This is a genomic window from Streptomyces sp. ICBB 8177, from assembly GCF_003144095.1.
In the GTDB taxonomy this organism is placed as follows: Bacteria; Actinomycetota; Actinomycetes; order Streptomycetales; family Streptomycetaceae; genus Streptantibioticus_D.
In genome coordinates this window covers 984,291-1,003,972 of the sequence record NZ_NSKH01000023.1, presented here as the reverse complement: position 1 = coordinate 1,003,972, position 19,682 = coordinate 984,291, and the positions used below count along the sequence as shown (strand labels likewise).

Annotated in this window: 15 protein-coding genes and 1 pseudogene; 4 read left to right on the top strand and 12 right to left on the bottom strand. The window is 71.0% G+C overall.

Going from position 1 to position 19,682, the window contains the following annotated elements; translation table 11 throughout:
* The first annotated feature begins 34 nt into the window (after positions 1-34).
* Positions 35-1,147 carry a LacI family DNA-binding transcriptional regulator gene (locus CK485_RS24795; protein ID WP_109454048.1) on the top strand — a complete coding sequence of 371 codons (1,113 nt, stop codon included), beginning with the start codon at positions 35-37 and terminating at the stop codon, positions 1,145-1,147.
* 19 nt (positions 1,148-1,166) lie between these two features.
* Here the strand turns inward: CK485_RS24795 and prcA are convergent, their stop codons facing one another.
* The 6 genes and pseudogenes from prcA to arc all read right to left on the bottom strand — a co-directional run bounded on the left by prcA (position 1,167) and on the right by arc (position 6,945).
* A complete protein-coding gene (gene prcA, locus CK485_RS24790; protein ID WP_109454047.1) occupies positions 1,167-1,928 on the bottom strand; it encodes a proteasome subunit alpha in 762 nt (253 codons plus the stop codon).
* A 59-nt stretch (positions 1,929-1,987) separates the two neighbouring features.
* Positions 1,988-2,833 carry a proteasome subunit beta gene (prcB, locus tag CK485_RS24785; protein ID WP_109454046.1) on the bottom strand — a complete coding sequence of 282 codons (846 nt, stop codon included), beginning with the start codon at positions 2,831-2,833 and terminating at the stop codon, positions 1,988-1,990.
* Positions 2,785-2,892 (bottom strand): annotated as a pseudogene (locus tag CK485_RS29840) (recombination endonuclease VII); the annotation flags it as partial. The pseudogene CK485_RS29840 and the gene prcB, both read right to left, overlap by 49 nt.
* 221 nt (positions 2,893-3,113) lie before the next feature.
* The gene (locus tag CK485_RS24780) at positions 3,114-3,329 is read right to left on the bottom strand and encodes a ubiquitin-like protein Pup (RefSeq protein ID WP_109454045.1); all 216 of its coding nucleotides are present in this window, start codon (positions 3,327-3,329) and stop codon (positions 3,114-3,116) included.
* Between the two features lie 177 nt (positions 3,330-3,506).
* Positions 3,507-5,018 carry a depupylase/deamidase Dop gene (gene dop / locus CK485_RS24775; protein ID WP_199239497.1) on the bottom strand — a complete coding sequence of 504 codons (1,512 nt, stop codon included), beginning with the start codon at positions 5,016-5,018 and terminating at the stop codon, positions 3,507-3,509.
* A gap of 160 nt (positions 5,019-5,178) precedes the next feature.
* The gene (gene arc, locus CK485_RS24770) at positions 5,179-6,945 is read right to left on the bottom strand and encodes a proteasome ATPase (RefSeq protein WP_109454411.1); all 1,767 of its coding nucleotides are present in this window, start codon (positions 6,943-6,945) and stop codon (positions 5,179-5,181) included.
* 304 nt (positions 6,946-7,249) lie between these two features.
* Between arc and CK485_RS24765 the strand changes: the two genes are divergently transcribed.
* Entirely contained in the window at positions 7,250-7,555 is a 306-nt protein-coding gene (locus CK485_RS24765; RefSeq protein ID WP_109454410.1) for a ferredoxin, read from the top strand.
* 158 nt (positions 7,556-7,713) lie between these two features.
* Here the strand turns inward: CK485_RS24765 and CK485_RS24760 are convergent, their stop codons facing one another.
* The 3 genes from CK485_RS24760 to CK485_RS24750 form a co-directional block, all read right to left on the bottom strand.
* Positions 7,714-8,274 carry a hypothetical protein gene (locus CK485_RS24760; protein WP_109454043.1) on the bottom strand — a complete coding sequence of 187 codons (561 nt, stop codon included), beginning with the start codon at positions 8,272-8,274 and terminating at the stop codon, positions 7,714-7,716.
* 303 nt (positions 8,275-8,577) lie between these two features.
* On the bottom strand, positions 8,578-9,567 hold the full coding sequence (locus CK485_RS24755) for a tRNA (adenine-N1)-methyltransferase (RefSeq protein WP_241968571.1): 990 nt from the start codon (positions 9,565-9,567) through the stop codon (positions 8,578-8,580).
* A gap of 70 nt (positions 9,568-9,637) precedes the next feature.
* Positions 9,638-10,882: a site-2 protease family protein gene (locus CK485_RS24750; RefSeq protein ID WP_109454042.1), complete on the bottom strand. Its 1,245-nt coding sequence runs from the start codon at positions 10,880-10,882 to the stop codon at positions 9,638-9,640.
* Positions 10,883-10,997: 115 nt separating this feature from the next.
* Between CK485_RS24750 and CK485_RS24745 the strand changes: the two genes are divergently transcribed.
* The gene (locus CK485_RS24745; RefSeq protein ID WP_109454041.1) at positions 10,998-11,948 is read left to right on the top strand and encodes a PD-(D/E)XK nuclease family protein; all 951 of its coding nucleotides are present in this window, start codon (positions 10,998-11,000) and stop codon (positions 11,946-11,948) included.
* Positions 11,949-11,989: 41 nt separating this feature from the next.
* Positions 11,990-12,661 carry a response regulator transcription factor gene (locus CK485_RS24740; protein ID WP_109454040.1) on the top strand — a complete coding sequence of 224 codons (672 nt, stop codon included), beginning with the start codon at positions 11,990-11,992 and terminating at the stop codon, positions 12,659-12,661.
* 102 nt (positions 12,662-12,763) lie between these two features.
* Here the strand turns inward: CK485_RS24740 and CK485_RS24735 are convergent, their stop codons facing one another.
* The 3 genes from CK485_RS24735 to metH all read right to left on the bottom strand — a co-directional run bounded on the left by CK485_RS24735 (position 12,764) and on the right by metH (position 19,601).
* Positions 12,764-14,362 (bottom strand): ABC transporter substrate-binding protein, encoded by a 1,599-nt coding sequence (locus CK485_RS24735; RefSeq protein WP_109454039.1) that lies wholly within the window; start codon positions 14,360-14,362, stop codon positions 12,764-12,766.
* Positions 14,363-15,214: 852 nt separating this feature from the next.
* On the bottom strand, positions 15,215-15,916 hold the full coding sequence (locus CK485_RS24730; protein WP_109454038.1) for an HAD family phosphatase: 702 nt from the start codon (positions 15,914-15,916) through the stop codon (positions 15,215-15,217).
* A gap of 181 nt (positions 15,917-16,097) precedes the next feature.
* Positions 16,098-19,601 (bottom strand): methionine synthase, encoded by a 3,504-nt coding sequence (metH, locus tag CK485_RS24725; RefSeq protein WP_109454037.1) that lies wholly within the window; start codon positions 19,599-19,601, stop codon positions 16,098-16,100.
* Between the last annotated feature and the right edge of the window lie 81 nt (positions 19,602-19,682).

Here is a 19,682-nt window from a genome sequence, read left to right as displayed (position 1 = left end):
TTTTACGTATAACGTCGATCGTGTCATACGTAGCATGGGCGGACCTCGCACGTCCAACCCACGGACCGCGGGGCCCGACGGAAGGAAGCAGCAGGTGCCGCCCACCCCGCGTCCCACCTCGCGGGACGTCGCACGCGAGGCGGGCGTCTCGCAGGCCACGGTCTCGCTCGTGCTCGGCGGCAAGTGGCACGGGCGGGTCTCCCCGGCGACGGCGGACGCGGTGCGGGAGACCGCCCTGCGGCTGGGCTACCGGCCCAACCTCGCGGCCCGCAGCCTGCGGCTCGGCCGCACCAGGACCGCGCTGCTGGTGGTGCCCGCGCTCACCAACGAGTACTTCGCCCGGGTCTACACCGGCGCCGCGCGGGTCGCCGCCGCGCACGACTTCGGGGTGGTGCTCTACCCGTCGCCGGAGGGCGTGGGCCCGGCCCGCGACCCGTTCGGCTCGGCGCGGGCGGCGCTGGACGGGGTGATCGCCTCCTCGATGGCGGCGGACGCGCTGGCCGCGATCAGCGGGGAGGCGGCCGCGGCGCCCCGGGAGAGCGGCGCCGACGGGCTGCCGCTGGTCATGCTGGACAGCGATCCGGCGCAGAGCGGGGCGGCGGCCACCGTCAACCTCGACCTCGCCTCCGGCATGCGGCAGGTGACGGGCCATCTGGCGGCCCTCGGCCACCGCAGGATCGCGCACATCGCCTCCGCGGTCGACTCCTGGACCTTCCGGGTCCGCCGCGCCGCGTTCGACTCGGCGACGCGCGACCTGCCGGGCGCCGTGGTGACCCGGCGGGCGGCGGCGCTCAGTGTCGAGGGCGGTCTGCGGGCCGCGCACGACGCGCTGACCGCGCCGGGGCCCAGGCCGACCGCCCTGGTCTGCGACGACGACGTGCTCGCCGCGGGTGCCTGCAAGGCGGCGCGGCGCCTCGGGCTGCGGGTGCCGCTGGACGTGTCGGTCACCGGGTTCGACGACCTGGCGCTGGCGACCGCGGTGGAACCCGAACTGACCACCGTCCGGCTCCCGGCCGACGAGGCGGGGGCGCGTGGCATGGCCGCGCTGCTCGCCGTGGTCGACGGCGGCAGCCCGCAACGCGGCGACCTGCCGGTCGAGTTGGCGATCCGTGGTTCCACCGGGCCGTGCCCGGTGGAACCACGGTGAACACCGCTGTCGAAAGCGGCTACTCCTGCTCGGTGGAGTCCTCGTCCGTCCCGGCGTCGTCCGCCACCGGGGTCTCGGCGGCCCCGGACTCCAGAAGCCGGGTCAGCGCACCGCCCAGCACCCGGCGGAACTTGCGCTGCTGGGGCCGGGTGCGGTCCAGCACCGCGACCTCCAACTGCTCGGCGGTCAGCCGCCGTTCACCCCCGTTGTTGTCCCTGCTGAGGGAGTCCACGGCGAGCTTGAGCGCCTGGGCGAGCGTCATGTCGTCGCGGTGGCGCTGGTCGAGGTAGCTGCCGATCTGGTCGGAGTTGCCGCCGACCGCCACCGCGCCGTGCTCGTCCACGATGGAGCCGTCGTGCGGCAGACGGTAGATCTGGTCGTCCTCGGGGGCCGCGCCGACCTCCGCCACGATCAGCTCCACCTCGTACGGCTTCTCGCCCACGCTGGAGAAGATGGTGCCCAGCGTCTGCGCGTAGACGTTCGCCAGGCCCCGGGCCGTGACGTCGTCCCGGTCGTAGGTGTAACCGCGCAGGTCGGCGTAGCGCACGCCGCCGATCCGCAGGTTCTCGAACTCGTTGTACTTGCCGACCGCGGCGAAGGCGATGCGGTCGTAGATCTCACTGACCTTGTGGAGCGCCCGGGACGGGTTCTCGGCGACGAAGAGGATGCCGTCGGTGTACTGGAGCACGACGACGCTGCGTCCGCGCGCGATGCCCTTGCGGGCGTACTCGGCGCGGTCCGCCATGGCCTGCTGTGGTGAGACATAGAACGGCGTCGACACCGGCTATCCGTCCCTTTCTGTCAGTGCGGAGTGCTTTCCGGTCACGTGGCTCTCGCCGCCTACAGGACGGAGGCCCGCGGGCCGTCCGGCTCCTGGAGCCGCTGCTCGTGGATGGCGCGCACGATGTCCGCGCCCTCCTCGTCACCGAGCCTGCGGAAGCCGTCCTCGGTGATGACGGTGACGATCGGATAGATCCGCCGGGCGAGGTCGGGGCCGCCGGTCGCCGAGTCGTCGTCGGCGGCGTCGTAGAGCGCCTGGACGACGGCGGTGACCGCCTGCTGCTCCGTCAGGTCCTTGCGGTACAGCTTCTTCAGGGCGCCGCGCGCGAAGACCGAACCGGAGCCGGTGGCCGCGAAGCCGTGCTCCTCGGAGCGGCCGCCGGTCACGTCGTAGGAGAAGATCCGGCCCCGCTCGCGGTCGGTGTCGTAGCCCGCGAAGAGCGGGACCACGGCCAGGCCCTGCAGGGCCATGCCGAGGTTGCCGCGGATCATCGTGGACAGCCGGTTGGCCTTGCCCTCCAGGGAGAGCGTGGCGCCCTCGATCTTCTCGTAATGCTCCAGCTCCAGCTGGAAGAGCTTGACCATCTCCACCGCCAGGCCCGCGGTGCCGGCGATGCCAACCGCGGAGAACTCGTCGGCGGGGAAGACCTTCTCGATGTCGCGCTGCGCGATGACGTTGCCCATCGTGGCGCGGCGGTCACCGGCGAGCACGACACCGCCGGGGAAGACGGCGGCGACGATGGTGGTGCCGTGCGGGATCTCCACGGCGCCCTGCACCGGGGGCAACGAGCGGTTGCCCGGCAGGAGTTCGGGCGCGTGCGACCCCAGGAAGTCGATGAACGACGACGATCCGGGCGTCAGGAAGGCAGCTGGTAGACGCCCGGTGCTACGAGTGTTGGCTTCCACACGTTTCCTTCCAGGTATGCGGCGGCCCGACGTGGGACGTCCGGGTCGTCCTTGAGCTCTTCTGATGCGTCAGTTGCGGTTGGTGCACGGTACGCCAGGACCCTACCCGCCGGACGGCGGTGATCCACATCCGGAGCCGGAGCCGAACGGCCCACGCCGACCGCGTACCGCGGGCGACGTCGGCCGCGCCCGGGCCGGGGGACGGCGCGGCCCGCCGACGACGGGGGCGCTCTCCTCGCGGAAGCGCTCCCTCCCGTCGCGCGGGCCGGGTCCTCGCGGCTTACTGACCGCCCTTTTGGACAAAGCTCCGGACGAAGTCCTCCGCGTTCTCCTCCAGGACGTCGTCGATCTCGTCCAGGACGGAGTCCACGTCGTCCGAGAGTTTCTCCTGGCGCTCCTTGAGGTCCGAGGTGGACTGCTCGTCCTCGGTGGTCTCCTCGACCTCCTCGGTGGAACGCGTCGCCCGCTGCTGCCCGCCGGTGTCCTTGGTAGCCATGTGCCCCTCACCCCGCTCGGTTGCATGTCCTGCAAGATCAGACCCTACAAGCCGGGTCCGACATCGGCCCTGTTTCTCCGGTGGCCCCGTGCCGCGGCGGCCCGGGCCGGCCGGTGAGCCGGTTCAACCCCTTCAACGCTCCGGGGTCACCTGGATGATTCCCTCCCGGGCCGCCTTTCAGCCTCCCGAGAGGATCCGGACCAGGTCCTCCGCCGTGCGGCAGCGGTCCAGCAGTTCCTTGACGTGGTTGCGGGTGCCGCGCAGTGGCTCCAGGGTGGGCACCCGTTGCAGGGAGTCACGGCCCGGCAGGTCGAAGATGACCGAATCCCACGAGGCGGCCGCCACGTCGTCCGCGTACTGCTCCAGGCAGCGCCCCCGGAAGTACGCCCTGGTGTCCTCAGGAGGCTTGATACGGGCCCTGGAGACCGCGTCCTCGTCCAGCAGCCGCTTCATGCGCCCCCGGGCCACCAGACGGTTGTACAGGCCCTTGTCGGGGCGTACGTCCGCGTACTGGAGGTCGACGAGGTGGAGCCGGGCGGCGTCCCAGTCGATGCCGTCGCGCCTGCGGTAGCCCTCCAGCAGCTCCCGCTTGGCCACCCAGTCCAGCTCGCCCGCCAGGCTCATGGGATCGCTCTCCAGGCGCCCCAGGACGTCCTCCCAGCGGGTCAGCACGTCCCTGGTCTGCTCGTCGGCGTCGGTGCCGTAGCGGTCCTCGACGTACTTGCGGGCCAGCTCGTAGTACTCCATCTGGAGCTGCACCGCGGTGAGAGTGCGGCCGCTGCGCAGCGTGATGAGGTGTCGCAGACCGGGGTCGTGGGAGACCTGGTGCAGGGTGCGCACCGGCTGGTCCACGGCCAGGTCGACGGCGATGAAGCCGTCCTCGATCATGGACAGGACCAGGGAGGTGGTGCCCAGCTTGAGGTAGGTGGAGATCTCCGACAGGTTGGCGTCGCCGATGATGACGTGCAGCCTGCGGTACTTCTCGGCGTCCGCGTGCGGCTCGTCGCGGGTGTTGATGATGGGCCGCTTGAGGGTGGTCTCCAGTCCCACCTCGACCTCGAAGTAGTCCGCCCGCTGGCTGATCTGGAAGCCGTGTTCCCCGCCGTCCTGGCCGAGGCCGACCCGGCCCGCGCCGGTGACGACCTGGCGGGAGACGAAGAACGGGGTCAGATGGCGGACGATGTCCGAGAAGGCGGTCTCCCGCTTCATGAGGTAGTTCTCGTGGGTGCCGTAAGAGGCGCCCTTGTTGTCCGTGTTGTTCTTGTACAGGTGGATGGGCTGCGCGCCGGGCAGCTGTGCGGCCCGCTCGGCCGCCTCGGCCATGATCCGCTCCCCCGCCTTGTCCCACAGCACCGCGTCCCGGGGGTTGGTGACCTCCGGGGCGCTGTACTCCGGGTGGGCGTGGTCGACGTAGAGCCGGGCACCGTTGGTGAGGATCACGTTGGCCAGCCCGATGTCCTCGTCGGTGAGCTGGCTGGAGTCCGCGGAGTCGCGGGCGAGGTCGAAGCCGCGGGCGTCCCGCAGCGGGTTCTCCTCCTCGAAGTCCCAGCGGGCCCGGCGCGCCCGGTGCATCGCCGCCGCGTAGGCGTTGACGATCTGGGACGAGGTGAGCATGGCATTGGCGTTCGGGTGGCCCGGGACGGAGATCCCGTACTCCGTCTCGATCCCCATTACTCGCCGTACGGTCATGCGGCCCTCCTTGCGCGTGGCGCGGTACCGAAGAGCGTAGAGCGCGAGGAGGGCGGTGGGGAGATCATTTGGCGCTTTCCTCGGCTTCGGCCCCGACCAGGAAAAACATGTCCGGCCGCGGGTACCGGTGGGGACCGGTACCCGGCAGCCGGACGGCGTCCTACAGGTACTGCCCGGTGTTGGCCACGGTGTCGATCGAGCGACCGGTGTCGGCGCCCTGCTTGCCGGTGACGAGGGTGCGGATGAAGACGATCCGCTCGCCCTTCTTTCCGGAGATGCGGGCCCAGTCGTCCGGGTTGGTGGTGTTCGGCAGGTCCTCGTTCTCCTTGAACTCGTCCACGCAGGCCGAGAGCAGGTGGGAGACGCGCAGGCCCTTCTGGTTGTGGTCGAGGAAGTCCTTGATCGCCATCTTCTTGGCCCGGTCCACGATGTTCTGGATCATGGCACCGGAGTTGAAGTCCTTGAAGTACAGGACCTCCTTGTCACCGTTGGCGTAGGTGACCTCCAGGAAGCGGTTCTCCTCGGACTCGGCGTACATCCGCTCGACCACCGACTGGATCATGGCGCCGACGGTGGCCTCGGGCGAGGCGCCGTGCTCCGACAGGTCGTCGGTGTGCAGCGGGAGCTTCGCGGTGAGGTACTTCGAGAAGATGTCCTTGGCGGCCTCGGCGTCCGGACGCTCGATCTTGATCTTCACGTCCAGCCGGCCAGGACGCAGGATGGCCGGATCGATCATGTCCTCGCGGTTGGAGGCGCCGATGACGATGACGTTCTCCAGGCCCTCGACGCCGTCGATCTCGGCGAGCAGCTGCGGGACGATGGTGTTCTCCACGTCCGAGCTGACGCCGGAGCCGCGGGTGCGGAAGAGCGATTCCATCTCGTCGAAGAAGACGATGACGGGGGTGCCCTCGCTCGCCTTCTCCCGGGCCCGCTGGAAGACCAGGCGGATGTGCCGCTCGGTCTCACCGACGTACTTGTTGAGCAGCTCGGGGCCCTTGATGTTCAGGAAGTAGCTCTTGCCCTGGGGCTGCCCGGTGACCTCGGCGACCTTCTTGGCAAGGGAGTTGGCGACCGCCTTCGCGATGAGCGTCTTGCCGCACCCGGGCGGGCCGTAGAGCAGGACACCCTTGGGCGGGCGCAGTTCGTGCTCCCGGAACAGGTCCGGGTAGAGGTAGGGGAGTTCGACCGCGTCGCGGATCAGCTCGATCTGGTTGCCCAGGCCGCCGATCTTGTCGTAGTCGATGTCCGGGACTTCCTCCAGGACGAGTTCCTCGACCTCGCTCTTGGGGACGACCTCGTAGACGTAGCCGGAGCGCGGCTCGAGCAGCAGGGCGTCGCCTGCGCGGATGGTGACGTCGAGCAGCGGCTCGGCGAGCCGGACCACCCGCTCCTCGTCGGTGTGCCCTATCACCAGCGCCCGTTCGCCGTCCTCCAGGATCTCCTTGAGGGTGACGATGTCGCCGACGCTCTCGAACTCCATGGCGTCGACCACGTTGAGCGCTTCGTTGAGCATGACCTCCTGGCCACGCCGGAGTTCGTCCACCTCGACGGACGGGCTGACGTTCACCCGCAGCTTCCGGCCGCCGGTGAAGATGTCGGCCGTACCGTCCTCGTTCGCTTGCAGGAAGACACCGAATCCGGCAGGCGGCTGGGCGAGCCGGTCCACTTCCTCCTTGAGGGCCACGATCTGGTCGCGAGCCTCACGCAGGGTGTTGGCCAGCCGTTCGTTCTGCGCGGACACGCCTGCCAGGTTGGCCTGGAGCTCGACGATCCGCTCTTCGAGAATCCTCGTGTGACGCGGAGAGTCGGCGAGCTTACGTCGCAGGACGGCGATTTCCTGCTCGAGAAAGGCCACCTGGCTCGCGGGGTCCTCCGAACCCCGTGCGGGCCGGTTGCCACGGTTGATGTCGTCGTCGTGGGCTGCCACGGTCCTCACCTCCTCCATGGGGAGCTGGACGCTTTCAGACCCTACCTGGGCCGGTGCGGGTTGAAACCCCTAGATCACAAACCCGGTCGGGGTGTGTCCGATCTTCACCCTTGCGCGCGCCCCCACGTCAGGGAGATACCCACCCAACAACATCGGAAAGCGACCGGTTGTATCGTCAGTTTGGTCAACACCCGCCAGGATCCGTTATTCCCGGCGGTTCCGGGACCGTCCCGGGCGGGTACGCACGGCCTGCGCAACGGCGCGGACCGGACGACCGGGCGAGACGACGAACGGCAGGCGAGGGATTTTCGTGAGCGAGGCTGTGGGCGCTGCGGGCGAGGAGCTGGAGGTCTGGATCGACCAGGACCTGTGCACCGGCGACGGGATCTGCGCCCAGTACGCGCCTGAGGTCTTCGAGCTGGACATCGACGGGCTCGCCTACGTCAAGGGCGAGGACGAGGAGTTGCGCGCAGAGCCGGGGGCGACCGTTCCCGTGCCGCTGCCGCTGCTGACCGACGTGGTGGACTCCGCGAAGGAGTGTCCCGGCGACTGCATCCACGTGCGCAGGGTCTCCGACCGCGTCGAGGTGTACGGGCCGGACGCGCAGTGACGCGCCGCCCCGGCGGTTCGGGGAACCGCCGGGGCGTTCACCCGCGATGACCGGTCGGGCACGGGTCGCGTACGGGCGGCGCGGCAGGCTTTTCGTAACGGCCTCGGGCCGCAGCCCGTCCCGGCCGGCCTGTCGCGCAGACGCTCTCGGCACGGGCCTCAGACGCTGTTGGCGTGCGGGCCGGGGATCGCCACGTAGCGGCCGTCGTTCCACTCCCAGCTGAACTTCCGCGCCAGGTCCGGGCAGCAGCGCGGGACCTGGTTCGAGGAGTAGCCGAGCAGGGTGGCCGAGACGGTGCGCCCGGTGACGGTGAAGTCACGCAGGCTGAGCTTGTTGGCGGGGTCGACCAGCGTGCCGACGACGCGCGGCCGGCCGCCCGGGGTGGCGGGCGGGTCGAGCACGTAGACGCCACTGGGCGGGGTGCCGGTGGGGGCGTCGCAGCGGACCACGGCGACCGTCTCGGGGCGGCCGTCGCCGTCGAGGTCGGCGGCGGCCTTGGAGACCACGTCGACCGGCAGGCCGTGGCAGGCGATGGGGTAGTGGGCGGCCGAGGCGTTCGGGGCGCCGGGTGCGGTGGCGGGGGCGATGGTGGGCGCGGCGCCCGCGGGTTGCGCGACCACGCAGATCGCGACGGCGGCGGCGACGCCGAGGCCGGTCGCGAGCCAGTGCGCCGCGGTGGCGCGGGTGTGCGGAAGGTCCGGTCCGGCGGAAGGCTGCACGCGCGAACGTCTCCTGGAACTCGGGCCGTATGGCGTGTCCGAAGGGGTGGCCAGCATGGTGCCACAGGTCACACGGGTGCGGGACCACCGGGGCGGTGGTCGTCGGGGCCGCGTGCGCATGCGGACTGCGGGCGACGCGGGAGCGCCCCCTTGATCAGCCAACGGCTCGGCGCCGCCGCCGGGTTCCCGCGACGGGGAACTCGGCGGCGGCGCCGGAGGGTTGGGGCGTGCCATGCGCTCCGAGGGGTGCGCCGTGCGCCCAAAAGGGGCGGGCGCGGACCCGGCTCCCCCAGGGCGACGGGGCTACGCGGTCGGGGGCTCCTCCTGCGGGGCGGCGGCGCTGTCGCGGGGGGCGGGGGCGGCGTCCTTCGCGGTCGAGGCGGCGTCCCTCGCGGCCGGGGTGGCGTCCTTCGCCCCCCAGCCCGCGTAGTCCTCGCCGTAGGCCCCCTTGGCGGGCCTGCGGCGGCGCATCGGGGGCTCGACACCGTCGGCGAGGCGGCGGGCGGTGAGCAGGAAGCCGGTGTGGCCGATCATGCGGTGGTCCGGCCGTACGGCGAGACCCTCCACGTGCCAGGTGCGCACCATGGTCTCCCACGCGGTCGGCTCGTTGAACGTGCCGTGTTCGCGGATCGCCTCGACGGTGCGCGCCAGCTGTGTGGTGGTGGCGACGTAGGCGCACAGCATGCCACCGGGCACCAGGGCCTTGGAGACCGGGTCCAGGCACTCCCAGGGGGCGAGCATGTCGAGGATGACGCGGTCGACGTCGGTGTCCGACAGGTTGTCCTGCAGGTCGCCGACGGTCAGCTGCCAGGCCGGGTGCTCGCCGCCGAAGTAGCGGCGCACGTTGTCCGCGGCGATCTCGGCGAAGTCGGGCCGGCGCTCGTAGCTGTGCAGCATGCCCTGGTCGCCGACGGCGCGCAGCAGGAAGCAGCTGAGCGAGCCGGAGCCGACTCCCGCCTCGACCACCCGCGCACCGGGGAAGATGTCGGCCATCGACAGGATCTGCCCCGCGTCCTTGGGGTAGACCACGGCGGCACCGCGGGGCATGGACAGGACGTAGTCGGGGAGCAGGGGCCGCAGCGCGAGGTACGCGATGTTCCCCGTGGTACGCACGACACTGCCCTCGGGGGCGCCGATCAGCTCGTCGTGCGGGAAAGAGCCCTTGTGGGTGTGGAAGCTCTTGCCCGCTTCGAGCGTGAAGGTGTGGTGGCGTCCCTTGGGGTCGGTGAGCTGGACCTGGTCCCCGACCTGGAAGGGCCCGCGACGGCGGGCGGCACCGGTCGGTTCGGACATGTGAACAGCGTATCGGAGGTCAGGGGGTGCCCCGGCCGCCGCCGGCGCCCGCGCTCCAGGTCGGGGCGGGCTACGGGCGGGTCGGCTGGGCCATCGCCTGGACGAACGCCCGCTCGACGTCCGCGGTGGACAGGACACCGTAGATCTCGCCGGTGGGCTCCAGGACCAGGTACTCGCTGGCCGGGGTCTCGCGCAGGGTGTCCAGGAGTTCCTCGCCGGACAGCTCGGCCGAGACCCGCATCCCGGGCCGCAGCTCCTGGGTGAGGCCGCTGACGGCGACCCAGGGGCGGCGGTGCTCGGGGATGCTCATGATCGCGCTCTCCCGGACCAGGCCGGTGGCGTCCCCCTGCGGATCGACGACGACCAGCGCGCGGGCGCCCGCCTCGTTGGCCCGGCGCAGCGCCTCGGACAGCGGGGTGGCCGGTTCGACCGGGACCGCGCGGCGGGTCAGGGTGCGGGCGCGCAGGCCGGGCAGCCGCTCGCGCAGCCGGGCCATGCGCAAACTGTTGCCCGCGCCGGTCCAGATGATGGCGGCCAGGATGGCGGCGAGCAGCGCGTCGGTGAGCGAGTCGGCACCGGTGACGGCCGTCTGGTCGCCGCGCCCGCCCGCGTAGCTGAGCAGCGGGAGCCCGATCAGCACGGCGACGGCGAGCGCGCGGCCGGTCCAGGCGGCGGCGACGGTGCCGGTCATCGGCCTGCCGCTGAGCTTCCACACCACGGCGCGCAGCATCCGGCCGCCGTCCAGCGGCAGGCCGGGCAGCAGGTTGAAGGCGGCGACGATGAGGTTGGAGACCATCAGCCCGGCGAGCAGCACGCCGGGCACGGTGCCGGGGGTGACGCCGCGCATGCCGAGGTAGAAGACCCCGGCGAGCACCAGGGACAGCAGCGGTCCGACGAAGGCCAGCACGAACTCCCGGCCGGGGCTTTCGGACTCCTTCTCGATCTCCGAGACACCGCCGAAGAACTGGAGCTGGATGCGGCGCACCGGCAGGTCGAAGCGGAGTGCGGCGACCGTGTGGGCGAGTTCGTGGACCAGCACGGAGGCGTAGAAGGCGACCGCGAAGAACAGCGACACCAGGTAGCGGGCGGCGCCCAGACCGGGCAGGACCCGGTCGAGCTGGCCGCCGAAGACCCAGGTGATGAGCGCGGCGACCAGGAACCAGCTGGGCGCGACGTAGACCGGCACTCCGAAGGGGCGGCCCATGAGGATGCCGCCTCCCGCCTCGCGCGGGCGCTTGCCGTCCCCGCCGCCCTTGGGTGGCGGTCCGGGGGGCGCTCCCCCGCTGCCGGACTGCGGATGCCCGCTGTTGTCCACTGTGTCCCCTCGTCAGGTGAACCCCGTACTCGATCATGCGGTACGGGGCGTCTGCCGTCGATGGTAACGACGCGGTGTGCGTTCGATGTCAGTGGCGCCCCTTAGGGTCTGTGCCATGAACGCCAGGCCCGAACTCGCCGCTCCCAGGCCCCCGTCGTCGCTGTCGCCGTCCCGGGCCGGGGACTTCATGCGCTGCCCGCTGCTGTACCGCTTCCGGGTCATCGACCGGCTTCCGGAGAAGCCGAGCGAGGCGGCGACCCGCGGGACGGTGGTCCACGCGGTGCTCGAGCGGCTGTTCGACGTCCCCGCGATCGAGCGTACGCCGGTGCTGGCCCGTTCGATGGTGGCGCCGCAGTGGCAGCGGCTGCTGGCCGAGCGCCCCGAGCTGGCCGAGCTGTTCGCGCCGGACTCGGCCACCGGGGTGGCGGACGCGGTGGACGCCGCCGGGGCAGCGGGCGGAACCGGGACGCCGGCGGACGCGGAGGGCGGGGCGGAGCGGCTGGCGCGGTGGCTGGAGAGCGCGGAGCGGCTGGTGGAGCGCTGGTTCTCGCTGGAGGACCCGACACGCCTTGAGCCGGCCGAGCGCGAGCTGTACGTGGAGACTGCGCTGGAGTCGGGCCTGGTACTGCGCGGCTACGTGGACCGGCTGGACGTGGCGCCCACCGGCGACCTGCGGGTGGTCGACTACAAGACGGGCAAGGCGCCGCGCCCGGAGTACGCGGCCGAGGCGCTGTTCCAGATGAAGTTCTACGCGCTGGTGCTGTGGCGGCTGCGCGGGGTCGTGCCGCGCCGCCTCCAGCTGGTCTACCTCGGCAGCGGCGACGTGCTGACCTACGACCCGACCGAGCAGGACCTGCGCGGGGTGGAGCGCAAGCTGCTGGCGCTGTGGGAGGCCATCCGGCGGGCCACCGAGACCGGTGACTGGCGCCCGCGGCCCGGCAAGCTGTGCGACTGGTGCGACCACCGCGCGCTGTGCCCCTCGTTCGGCGGCACGCCCCCGGTCTATCCGCTGCCCACGACGCGGACCGCTCCGGACGATCTGGTGCCGACCGATCCGGCCGGTTAGGCCAGAATGGGGCCGACCGCCCCCTGCCCGAAGGAGATCCCGTGGCGATCCGCGTCCTGCTGGTGGACGACCAGCCGCTGTTGCGCACCGGTTTCCGGATGATCCTGGAGGCGGAGGCGGACCTCGCGGTGGTCGGCGAGGCCGGGGACGGCCTGCAGGCGCTGGAGCAGGTGCGCGCGCTGCAGCCCGACGTAGTGCTGATGGACATCCGGATGCCCCGGATGGACGGTGTCGAGGCGACCCGGCAGATCACCGGCCCGGGGCGGGACGGCCCGGCGAAGGTGCTGGTGCTGACCACGTTCGACCTGGACGAGTACGTGGTGGAGGCGCTGCGCGCGGGCGCCAGCGGCTTCCTGCTCAAGGACGCGCCCGCGGTCGAGCTGGTGCAGGCGATCCGGGTGGTGGCGGCGGGCGAGGCGATGCTCGCGCCCAGCATCACGCGGCGGCTGCTGGACAAGTACGCGGGACGGCTGCCGTCCGGCGAGGAGCCGCTGCCGCAGGCGCTGGGCACGCTGACCGAGCGCGAGGTGGAGGTGCTCAAGCTGGTCGCCAGGGGGCTGTCCAACGCCGAGATCGCCGCCGAGCTGTTCGTCAGCGAGACCACCGTCAAGACGCACGTCGGCCATGTGCTGACCAAGCTGGGCCTGCGGGACCGGGTGCAGGCGGCGGTGTACGCGTACGAGAGCGGCCTGGTGCGGCCAGGGGCGTCCTGACCCGCTCCCGGCGGGGAAGGCCGTAGAAGGGGTGGGCCCCGGCGCGTGCTACGCGCCGGGGCCCACCCCTTCGTCACCGGCCCTGGCGGGCCGCCGTCCGGATCACTCCGAGACGCCGCGGCCCAGCTCCCAGTACTGGAGCTCCGAGGAGGAGTTCAGCGCCCACTCGGTGCCCGTGATGTCGTTCTTGGCGGCCAGGTACTGCTTGCCCTGCCACAGCGGGATGAACGGCACGTCGTCAGCGAGGTCCTGCTGCGCGGTCTCGAAGCTGTTCACGGCCGCGCTGCGCTCGGTCTGCTTGCGCTCGGCCGGGATGATCTGGTTCTCGATCTGGCTGTTGCGGTACGGCGTCCCGAGGATGTTGTCCTTGCCCATGAACGGCGCCAGGTAGTTGTCCGGGTCCGGGAAGTCGGGGAACCAGCCCATGCCCCACACCTGGTACTGGCCGTTGAGCGAGGCGGTTCGGAAGGAGTCCCACGGCACGCCCTGGAGCGTGATCTTGAACAGGCCGCTGGCCTCCAGCTGCTTCTTCAGCTCGGCGAACTCGTTGGCCGTCACCGAGCCGTAGTGGTCGGTGGTGTAGGTCAGCGTCAGGTGCACCGGGGTGCTGATACCGGCCTTCTGCAGCGTCTGCTTGGCCTTGGTGACGCTGGGGTCGCCGTAGGTGTTGAAGAACGAGTTGCTGTGACCGGTGATGCCCTGCGGGATCATGGAGTACAGCGCCTCGGAGGTGCGCGCGTAGACGTCGCGGACCAATGCCTCGCGGTCGACGACCTCGGCGACGGCCTTGCGGACGGCGGCGTTCTTGACGGTGGGGTCGTTGGTGTTGAAGACCAGGTAGCGGATCTCCGAGCCGGGCGCCTCCACCAGGTTGATCTTGCTGGAGGTGGTGTCCTGGAACTTGGCTATCTCGTCCGGCGTCATGGTGCGGTTGACGACGTCGACCTGGCCGTTCTGCAACGCCTGGACCATCGCGGCGGAGGACTTGTAGAACCGCAGGATGATCTTGTCGTTGTTGAGCTTGAAGGCGCCCTTGTAGTTGGGGTTCTTGTCGAAGACCGCCTCGTCGCCCTGCTTGAAGGAGTCCAGCTTGTACGGGCCGGAGCCGACGAGCTTGGTGCCGGCGAGGATCTTGTTGCTCGGGTAGACCTTGCTGTCGACGATCGCCGCCGCCGGGGTCGCCAGCTTGTAGGGGAAGGTGGCGTCCGGGGTCTTGAGGTGGAAGACGACGGTGTCGTCCGTCGGGGCCTCGACCTTGTCGACGTTGTCGAGCAGCGAGGACGGACCGTTGGGGTCGTGGATGCCCAGCTGACGGTCGATGGAGAACTTGACGTCCTTCGAGGTCAGCGGGTCACCGTTGGAGAACTTCAGACCGCTGTGCAGGGTGCAGCGGTAGGTCTCGCCCAGCTGGTCGGTGAAGCCGCACTTGCTCGCGGCGTCCGGGACGGGGTCGGTGCCGGTGGGCGGGAAGCTCAGCAGGGTCTGCAGGGTGTTGCCGAGGATGTTCCATTCGCCGATGTCGTAGGAGTCGGCCGGATCCAGCGGTGCCGGGCTGTCCTTGGTCACCTCGATCTGGTCGGTAGTGCCCACGACGATGGCGTCGCCGCCGCCCCCACTGCCGCCGCTCGAACCACCGCACGCGGCAAGGGCGGGCGCGATCAGGCCCACCACGGCCGGCAGCACCAGTAGCTTGCGATTCATCCTCGTTGGTCTCCCTTGTCGGCGTTGGCTGTTCGCACTGCGGAGGGCGCTACGCCGGCGCCGCCCGCTCCCCCGTACATCATCGGTGTCGTACCTGTGTCCACGCTGGGACGGCGGAGTGGAGCGGCTCCTTGGCGGACGGGTGTGGCGGGCCGGCCAACACCGTGTGCGGGACGCCCCGTTCGGCGAGGGGTCCGTGCACACCACCGCGGTCCGTGTCGCACGCTTCCGCGACGATACCGAGGTTGCGGTGGTTCCGTACCAAGGAGGCGCCAAAGTTCTCGCTCCGCGCGGCAGGGCCGCCGTCGCACCGGCTGAGGACGGCCGCGCGGGAGCGGTGCACGGCGGGGTGCGTCCCGCGCCGTGCGTCCGGGTAGGCGGTCATCGGCCCTCCTTCAAGGTCTCGGTGCGGCGGCAGCGGTCACGGCGGCTTGGTGAGCGGCATCTCGTGAATCCGTTGCCCAATGCCGATCTGGTGTTTCGGCATTGACCAGCGAAGACCCTAGTAGGAACGCCTGACTGCACCAGAACACGGACCAGTTGAGGCGGAATCACACCGAGATAACGACGCGTCGCACTCCGATATCCGGACACCGGCGCGTTCTTCCCTTGCGGCCACCAAACGGGACACAAGGGCGCCGGAAAGGGCTTCAGGGCCCGTCGTTCAGCACATGCACCGGGTCACGTCAACGGGCGCGCCAGTGACAAGAATCACGGAACCTCTCGTACGCGGCCGTTCCGGAATTCGATCAGCGTATTCGTCACGGAAAATGAGCAGGCGGGAGCCGAGAGTTCTCGCGGCGAATTGCGCGGCACGCTCAGTGCACGGGCAGTTCCTTCACCGTCATCGTTTCAGGCGGCGGGCGCCATCACCGAGCGAAGAAAAGTCAGGTCGACCTGTTCCAGGGACGGCACGACGGTGCGCCCGGGAGCCGCCGCGACGGGCACCAGCGAGGGCACGGCGACCACCCGGCAGCCGGCCGCCTCGGCGGAGGCGACCCCGGTCAGGGTGTCCTCCACGACCACGCACTCGGCCGGGTCGACGCCGAGCCCGGCGGCGGCCGTCAGGTACGGCTCGGGGTGCGGTTTGGTGTGGGTGACCTCGTCGCCGGCGACCGACAGGGCGAAGTTCTCCGGGCCGAGGGAGCGCAGCACCATGTCGATGATGTGGCGGTGGGAGGCGGAGACCAGCGCCGTGGGCACCTGGTGGGCGGCCAGTTCGGTCAGCAGGCGCCGGGCGCCGGGCATCAACGGGACGCCGCGGCCGATGAGTTCGGCGAACCGGGCGTTGATCAGTACGGACAGCTCGTCGAAGCTCTGCCGGACGCCGGTGACGGCGATCAGGTGGGCGACACTGCGGGTCATCGGGCCGCCGATGACGACCTGGCGGTGCTCCTCCCCCAGGACGTGGCCCAGCCCGGCGAAGACCTCGCTCTCGGCGGCCCACCAGAACCCCTCGGTGTCCACCAGGGTGCCGTCCATGTCGAGCAGCACGGCCCGCGGGGACGGGCCGTCGGTGTGCTGGACCTGGACGGCGGGGACGCTGCTGGTCATCCGGATACCTCCGTAGGGGACGAAGAGGCCGGCCGTCCACCACTGACGCGGTGAGCGACCGGCCTCCACCGGACCGTCCAGTGTACTTCCGGGATGGATCATCCGCCCGTCGAGCGCGTGACCCACGGGCTTCACCAGGGGAAACGCCGGGGGGCGGCGCGCGCAGCCCCGGCGCCCGCGGCTACCTGGCGTTGAAGTACTTCGCCTCCGGGTGGTGGATCACGATGGCGTCCGTGGACTGCTCGGGATGCAGCTGGAACTCCTCCGACAGCTCGACGCCGATCCGGCCCGGCTCCAGCAGCTCGGCGATCTTCGCCCGGTCCTCCAGGTCGGGGCAGGCGCCGTAGCCCAGCGAGAAGCGGGCGCCGCGGTACTTCAGGGCGAACATGTCCTCCACGTCCGCCGGGTCCTCCCCGCCGAAGCCCAGCTCGGCGCGGACGCGGGCGTGCCAGTACTCGGCGAGCGCCTCGGCGAGCTGGACGGACAGGCCGTGCAGCTCCAGGTAGTCGCGGTAGGAGTCGGCGGCGAACAGCTGGTTGGCCGCCTCGGAGACCCTGGCTCCGACGGTGACCACCTGGAAGCCGACCACGTCGGTCTCTCCGGACTCCTGCGGCCGGAAGAAGTCGGCCAGGCAGAGCCTGCGGCCGCGGCGCTGGCGCGGGAAGGTGAAGCGGACCCGCTCCGAGCCGTCCTCGTGCAGCACGATCAGGTCGTCGCCCTTGGAGGCGCACGGGAAGTAGCCGTAGGTGACGGCGGCCTCCAGCAGGCCCTCGGTCTGGAGCTTGTCGAGCAGTCCCCGCAGCCGGGGCCGGCCCTCGTTCTCCACCAGTTCCTCGTACGTGGGTCCGCCCGCGCGGGCCTGCTTCAGGCCCCACTGCCCCTTGAACAGGGCGCCCTCGTCCAGCCAGGAGGCGTAGTCCTTGAGCGGGATGCCCTTGACGACGCGGCTGCCCCAGAACGGCGGGGCGGGCACCGGGTTGTCGGTGGCGACGTCGGAGCGGACCTGGCCGAGGTTCTCCTGCGGCTCGGCCTCCTGCACCTCGCGCCTGGGCACCCGGCGGGCCTTGAGCTCCGGCAGGGTGGCGCCGGGGACGCCGCGCTTGACGGCGATGAGCGCGTCCATCAGCCGCAGGCCCTCGAAGGCGTCGCGGGCGTAGCGGACCTCGCCCTGGTAGATCTCGTGCAGGTCCTGCTCGACGTAGGCGCGGGTGAGGGCGGCGCCGCCGAGGATGACGGGGTAGTCGGCGGACAGCCCGCGCTGGTTGAGCTCCTCCAGGTTCTCCTTCATGATCACCGTGGACTTCACCAGCAACCCGGACATGCCGATCACGTCGGCCCTGTGTTCCTGGGCGGCGTCCAGGATCGCCGAGACGGGCTGCTTGATGCCGAGGTTGACCACGTTGTAGCCGTTGTTGGACAGGATGATGTCGACGAGGTTCTTGCCGATGTCGTGGACGTCGCCGCGGACCGTGGCGAGCACGATGGTGCCTTTGCCCGCCTCGTCGCTCTTCTCCATGTGCGGTTCCAGGTAGGCCACCGCGTTCTTCATCACCTCGGCGGACTGGAGCACGAACGGCAGCTGCATCTGGCCGGAGCCGAACAGCTCGCCGACCACCTTCATGCCTTCCAGCAGCGTGTCGTTGACGATCTCCAGGGCGGGCCGCTCGCGCAGCGCCTCGTCGAGGTCGGCCTCCAGACCGTTGCGCTCCCCGTCGATGATGCGGCGCTGGAGGCGCTCGTCCAGCGGCAGGGCGGCGAGTTCCTCGGCGCGGCCAGCCTTGACCGACTTGGTGTCGACGCCCTCGAACAGCTCCAGGAACCGCTGCAACGGGTCGTAGCCCTCGCGCCTGCGGTCGTAGATCAGGTCGAGGGCGACCTCGCGCTGCTCCTCGGGGATGCGGGCGATGGGCAGGATCTTGGCGGCGTGCACGATCGCCGAGTCCAGGCCCGCCTCGACGCACTCGTTGAGGAAGACCGAGTTGAGGACCATCCGGGCGGGCGGGTTGAGGCCGAAGGAGACGTTCGACAGGCCCAGGGTGGTCCGCACGTCGGGGTGGCGGCGCTTGAGCTCGCGGATCGCCTCGATGGTGGCGACGGCGTCCTTGCGGGACTCCTCCTGGCCGGTGGCGATGGTGAAGGTCAGGCAGTCGACGATGATGTCGCTCTCGTGCACGCCCCAGTTGCCGGTCAGGTCGGCGATCAGCCGTTCGGCGACGGCGACCTTGTGCTCGGGAGTGCGGGCCTGGCCCTGCTCGTCGATGGTGAGGGCGATCAGGGCGGCGCCGTGCTCGACGGCGAGCGCGGTGACCTTCTGGAAACGGGAGTCGGGGCCGTCGCCGTCCTCGTAGTTGACGGAGTTGATGACGGCGCGCCCGCCCAGCAGCTCCAGTCCGGCCTGGATGACGGCCGGTTCGGTGGAGTCCAGCACGATCGGCAGGGTGGAGGCGGTCGCCAGGCGGCCGGCGATCTCGCGCATGTCGGCGGCGCCGTCGCGGCCCACGTAGTCGACGCACAGGTCGAGCAGGTGGGCGCCCTCGCGGATCTGCTCGCGGGCCATCTCCACGCAGTCGTCCCAGCGGCCGTCCAGCATGGCCTCGCGGAACTTCCTGGAGCCGTTGGCGTTGGTGCGCTCACCGATGGCCAGGTACGAGGTGTCCTGGCGGAACGGCACGGTCTGGTAGAGGGAGGCGGCGCCCGGCTCGGGGCGCGGGCTGCGGGGGGTGATCTCGTGGCCGCGGACCCGCTCGACGACCTGGCGCAGGTGCTCGGGCGTGGTGCCGCAACAGCCGCCGACCAGCGACAGGCCGTACTCGCGGACGAACACCTCCTGGGCGTCGGCGAGTTCGGCCGGGGTCAGCGGGTAGTGGGCGCCGTCCTTGCCGAGGACGGGCAGGCCCGCGTTGGGCATCGCGGAGACGCCGACGCGGGCGTGCCGGGCGAGGTAGCGCAGGTGCTCGCTCATCTCGGCAGGGCCGGTGGCGCAGTTGAGGCCGATCAGGTCGATGCCGAGGGGCTCCAGGGCGGTCAGCGCGGCGCCGATCTCGGAGCCGAGCAGCATGGTGCCGGTGGTCTCCACGGTGACCTGGCACAGCAGCGGCAGGTCGACACCGGCCGCCTTCAGGGCCCGGCGGGCACCGATGAGGGAGGCCTTGGTCTGGAGCAGGTCCTGGGTGGTCTCCACCAGGACGGCGTCCGCGCCGCCGGCGATCAGCCCCTCGACCTCGGTCTGGTAGGCGTCACGCAGCGCGGCGTACGGCGCGTGGCCGAGGGTGGGCAGTTTGGTGCCGGGGCCGACCGAGCCGAGCACCCAGCGCGGGCGATCGGGGGTGGCGAAGCCGTCAGCGACCTCGCGGGCGATGCGGGCGCCGGCCTCGGCCAGTTCGAAGATGCGGTCCGCGATGTCGTACTCGCCGAGGGCGGCGAGGTTGGCCCCGAAGGTGTTGGTCTCGACGCAGTCGACGCCGGCCGCGAAGTACTCCTCGTGCACGGCGGAGACGATGTCGGGCCGGGTGACGTTGAGGACCTCGTTGCAGCCTTCCAGGCCCTGGAAGTCGTCGAGGGACGGGTCCTGGGCCTGCAGCATGGTCCCCATCGCGCCGTCGGCCACCACCACGCGGGTGGCGAGCGCCTCTCGGAGGGCGGCTGCGCGGGACTGCTGGGCGGTCTGCTGGGACGGCGAGGCCATAGGAACTGCTCCCTGGGATGCGACGGCTGTCGGCTTTGCGCACCCCGCTCGCGAGATGCGCACCCGGCCAGCCTAGCGGCG

Coding starts and splice junctions, on each gene's coding strand:
- CK485_RS24795 (WP_109454048.1), top strand. CDS start 35: ATGGGCGGACCTCGCACGTCCAACCCACGGACCGCGGGGCCCGACGGA.
- CK485_RS24780 (WP_109454045.1), bottom strand. CDS start 3,329: ATGGCTACCAAGGACACCGGCGGGCAGCAGCGGGCGACGCGTTCCACC.
- dop (WP_199239497.1), bottom strand. CDS start 5,018: ATGACCGTACGGCGAGTAATGGGGATCGAGACGGAGTACGGGATCTCC.
- CK485_RS24755 (WP_241968571.1), bottom strand. CDS start 9,567: ATGTCCGAACCGACCGGTGCCGCCCGCCGTCGCGGGCCCTTCCAGGTC.
- CK485_RS24745 (WP_109454041.1), top strand. CDS start 10,998: ATGAACGCCAGGCCCGAACTCGCCGCTCCCAGGCCCCCGTCGTCGCTG.
- CK485_RS24735 (WP_109454039.1), bottom strand. CDS start 14,362: ATGAATCGCAAGCTACTGGTGCTGCCGGCCGTGGTGGGCCTGATCGCG.
- CK485_RS24730 (WP_109454038.1), bottom strand. CDS start 15,916: ATGACCAGCAGCGTCCCCGCCGTCCAGGTCCAGCACACCGACGGCCCG.
- metH (WP_109454037.1), bottom strand. CDS start 19,601: ATGGCCTCGCCGTCCCAGCAGACCGCCCAGCAGTCCCGCGCAGCCGCC.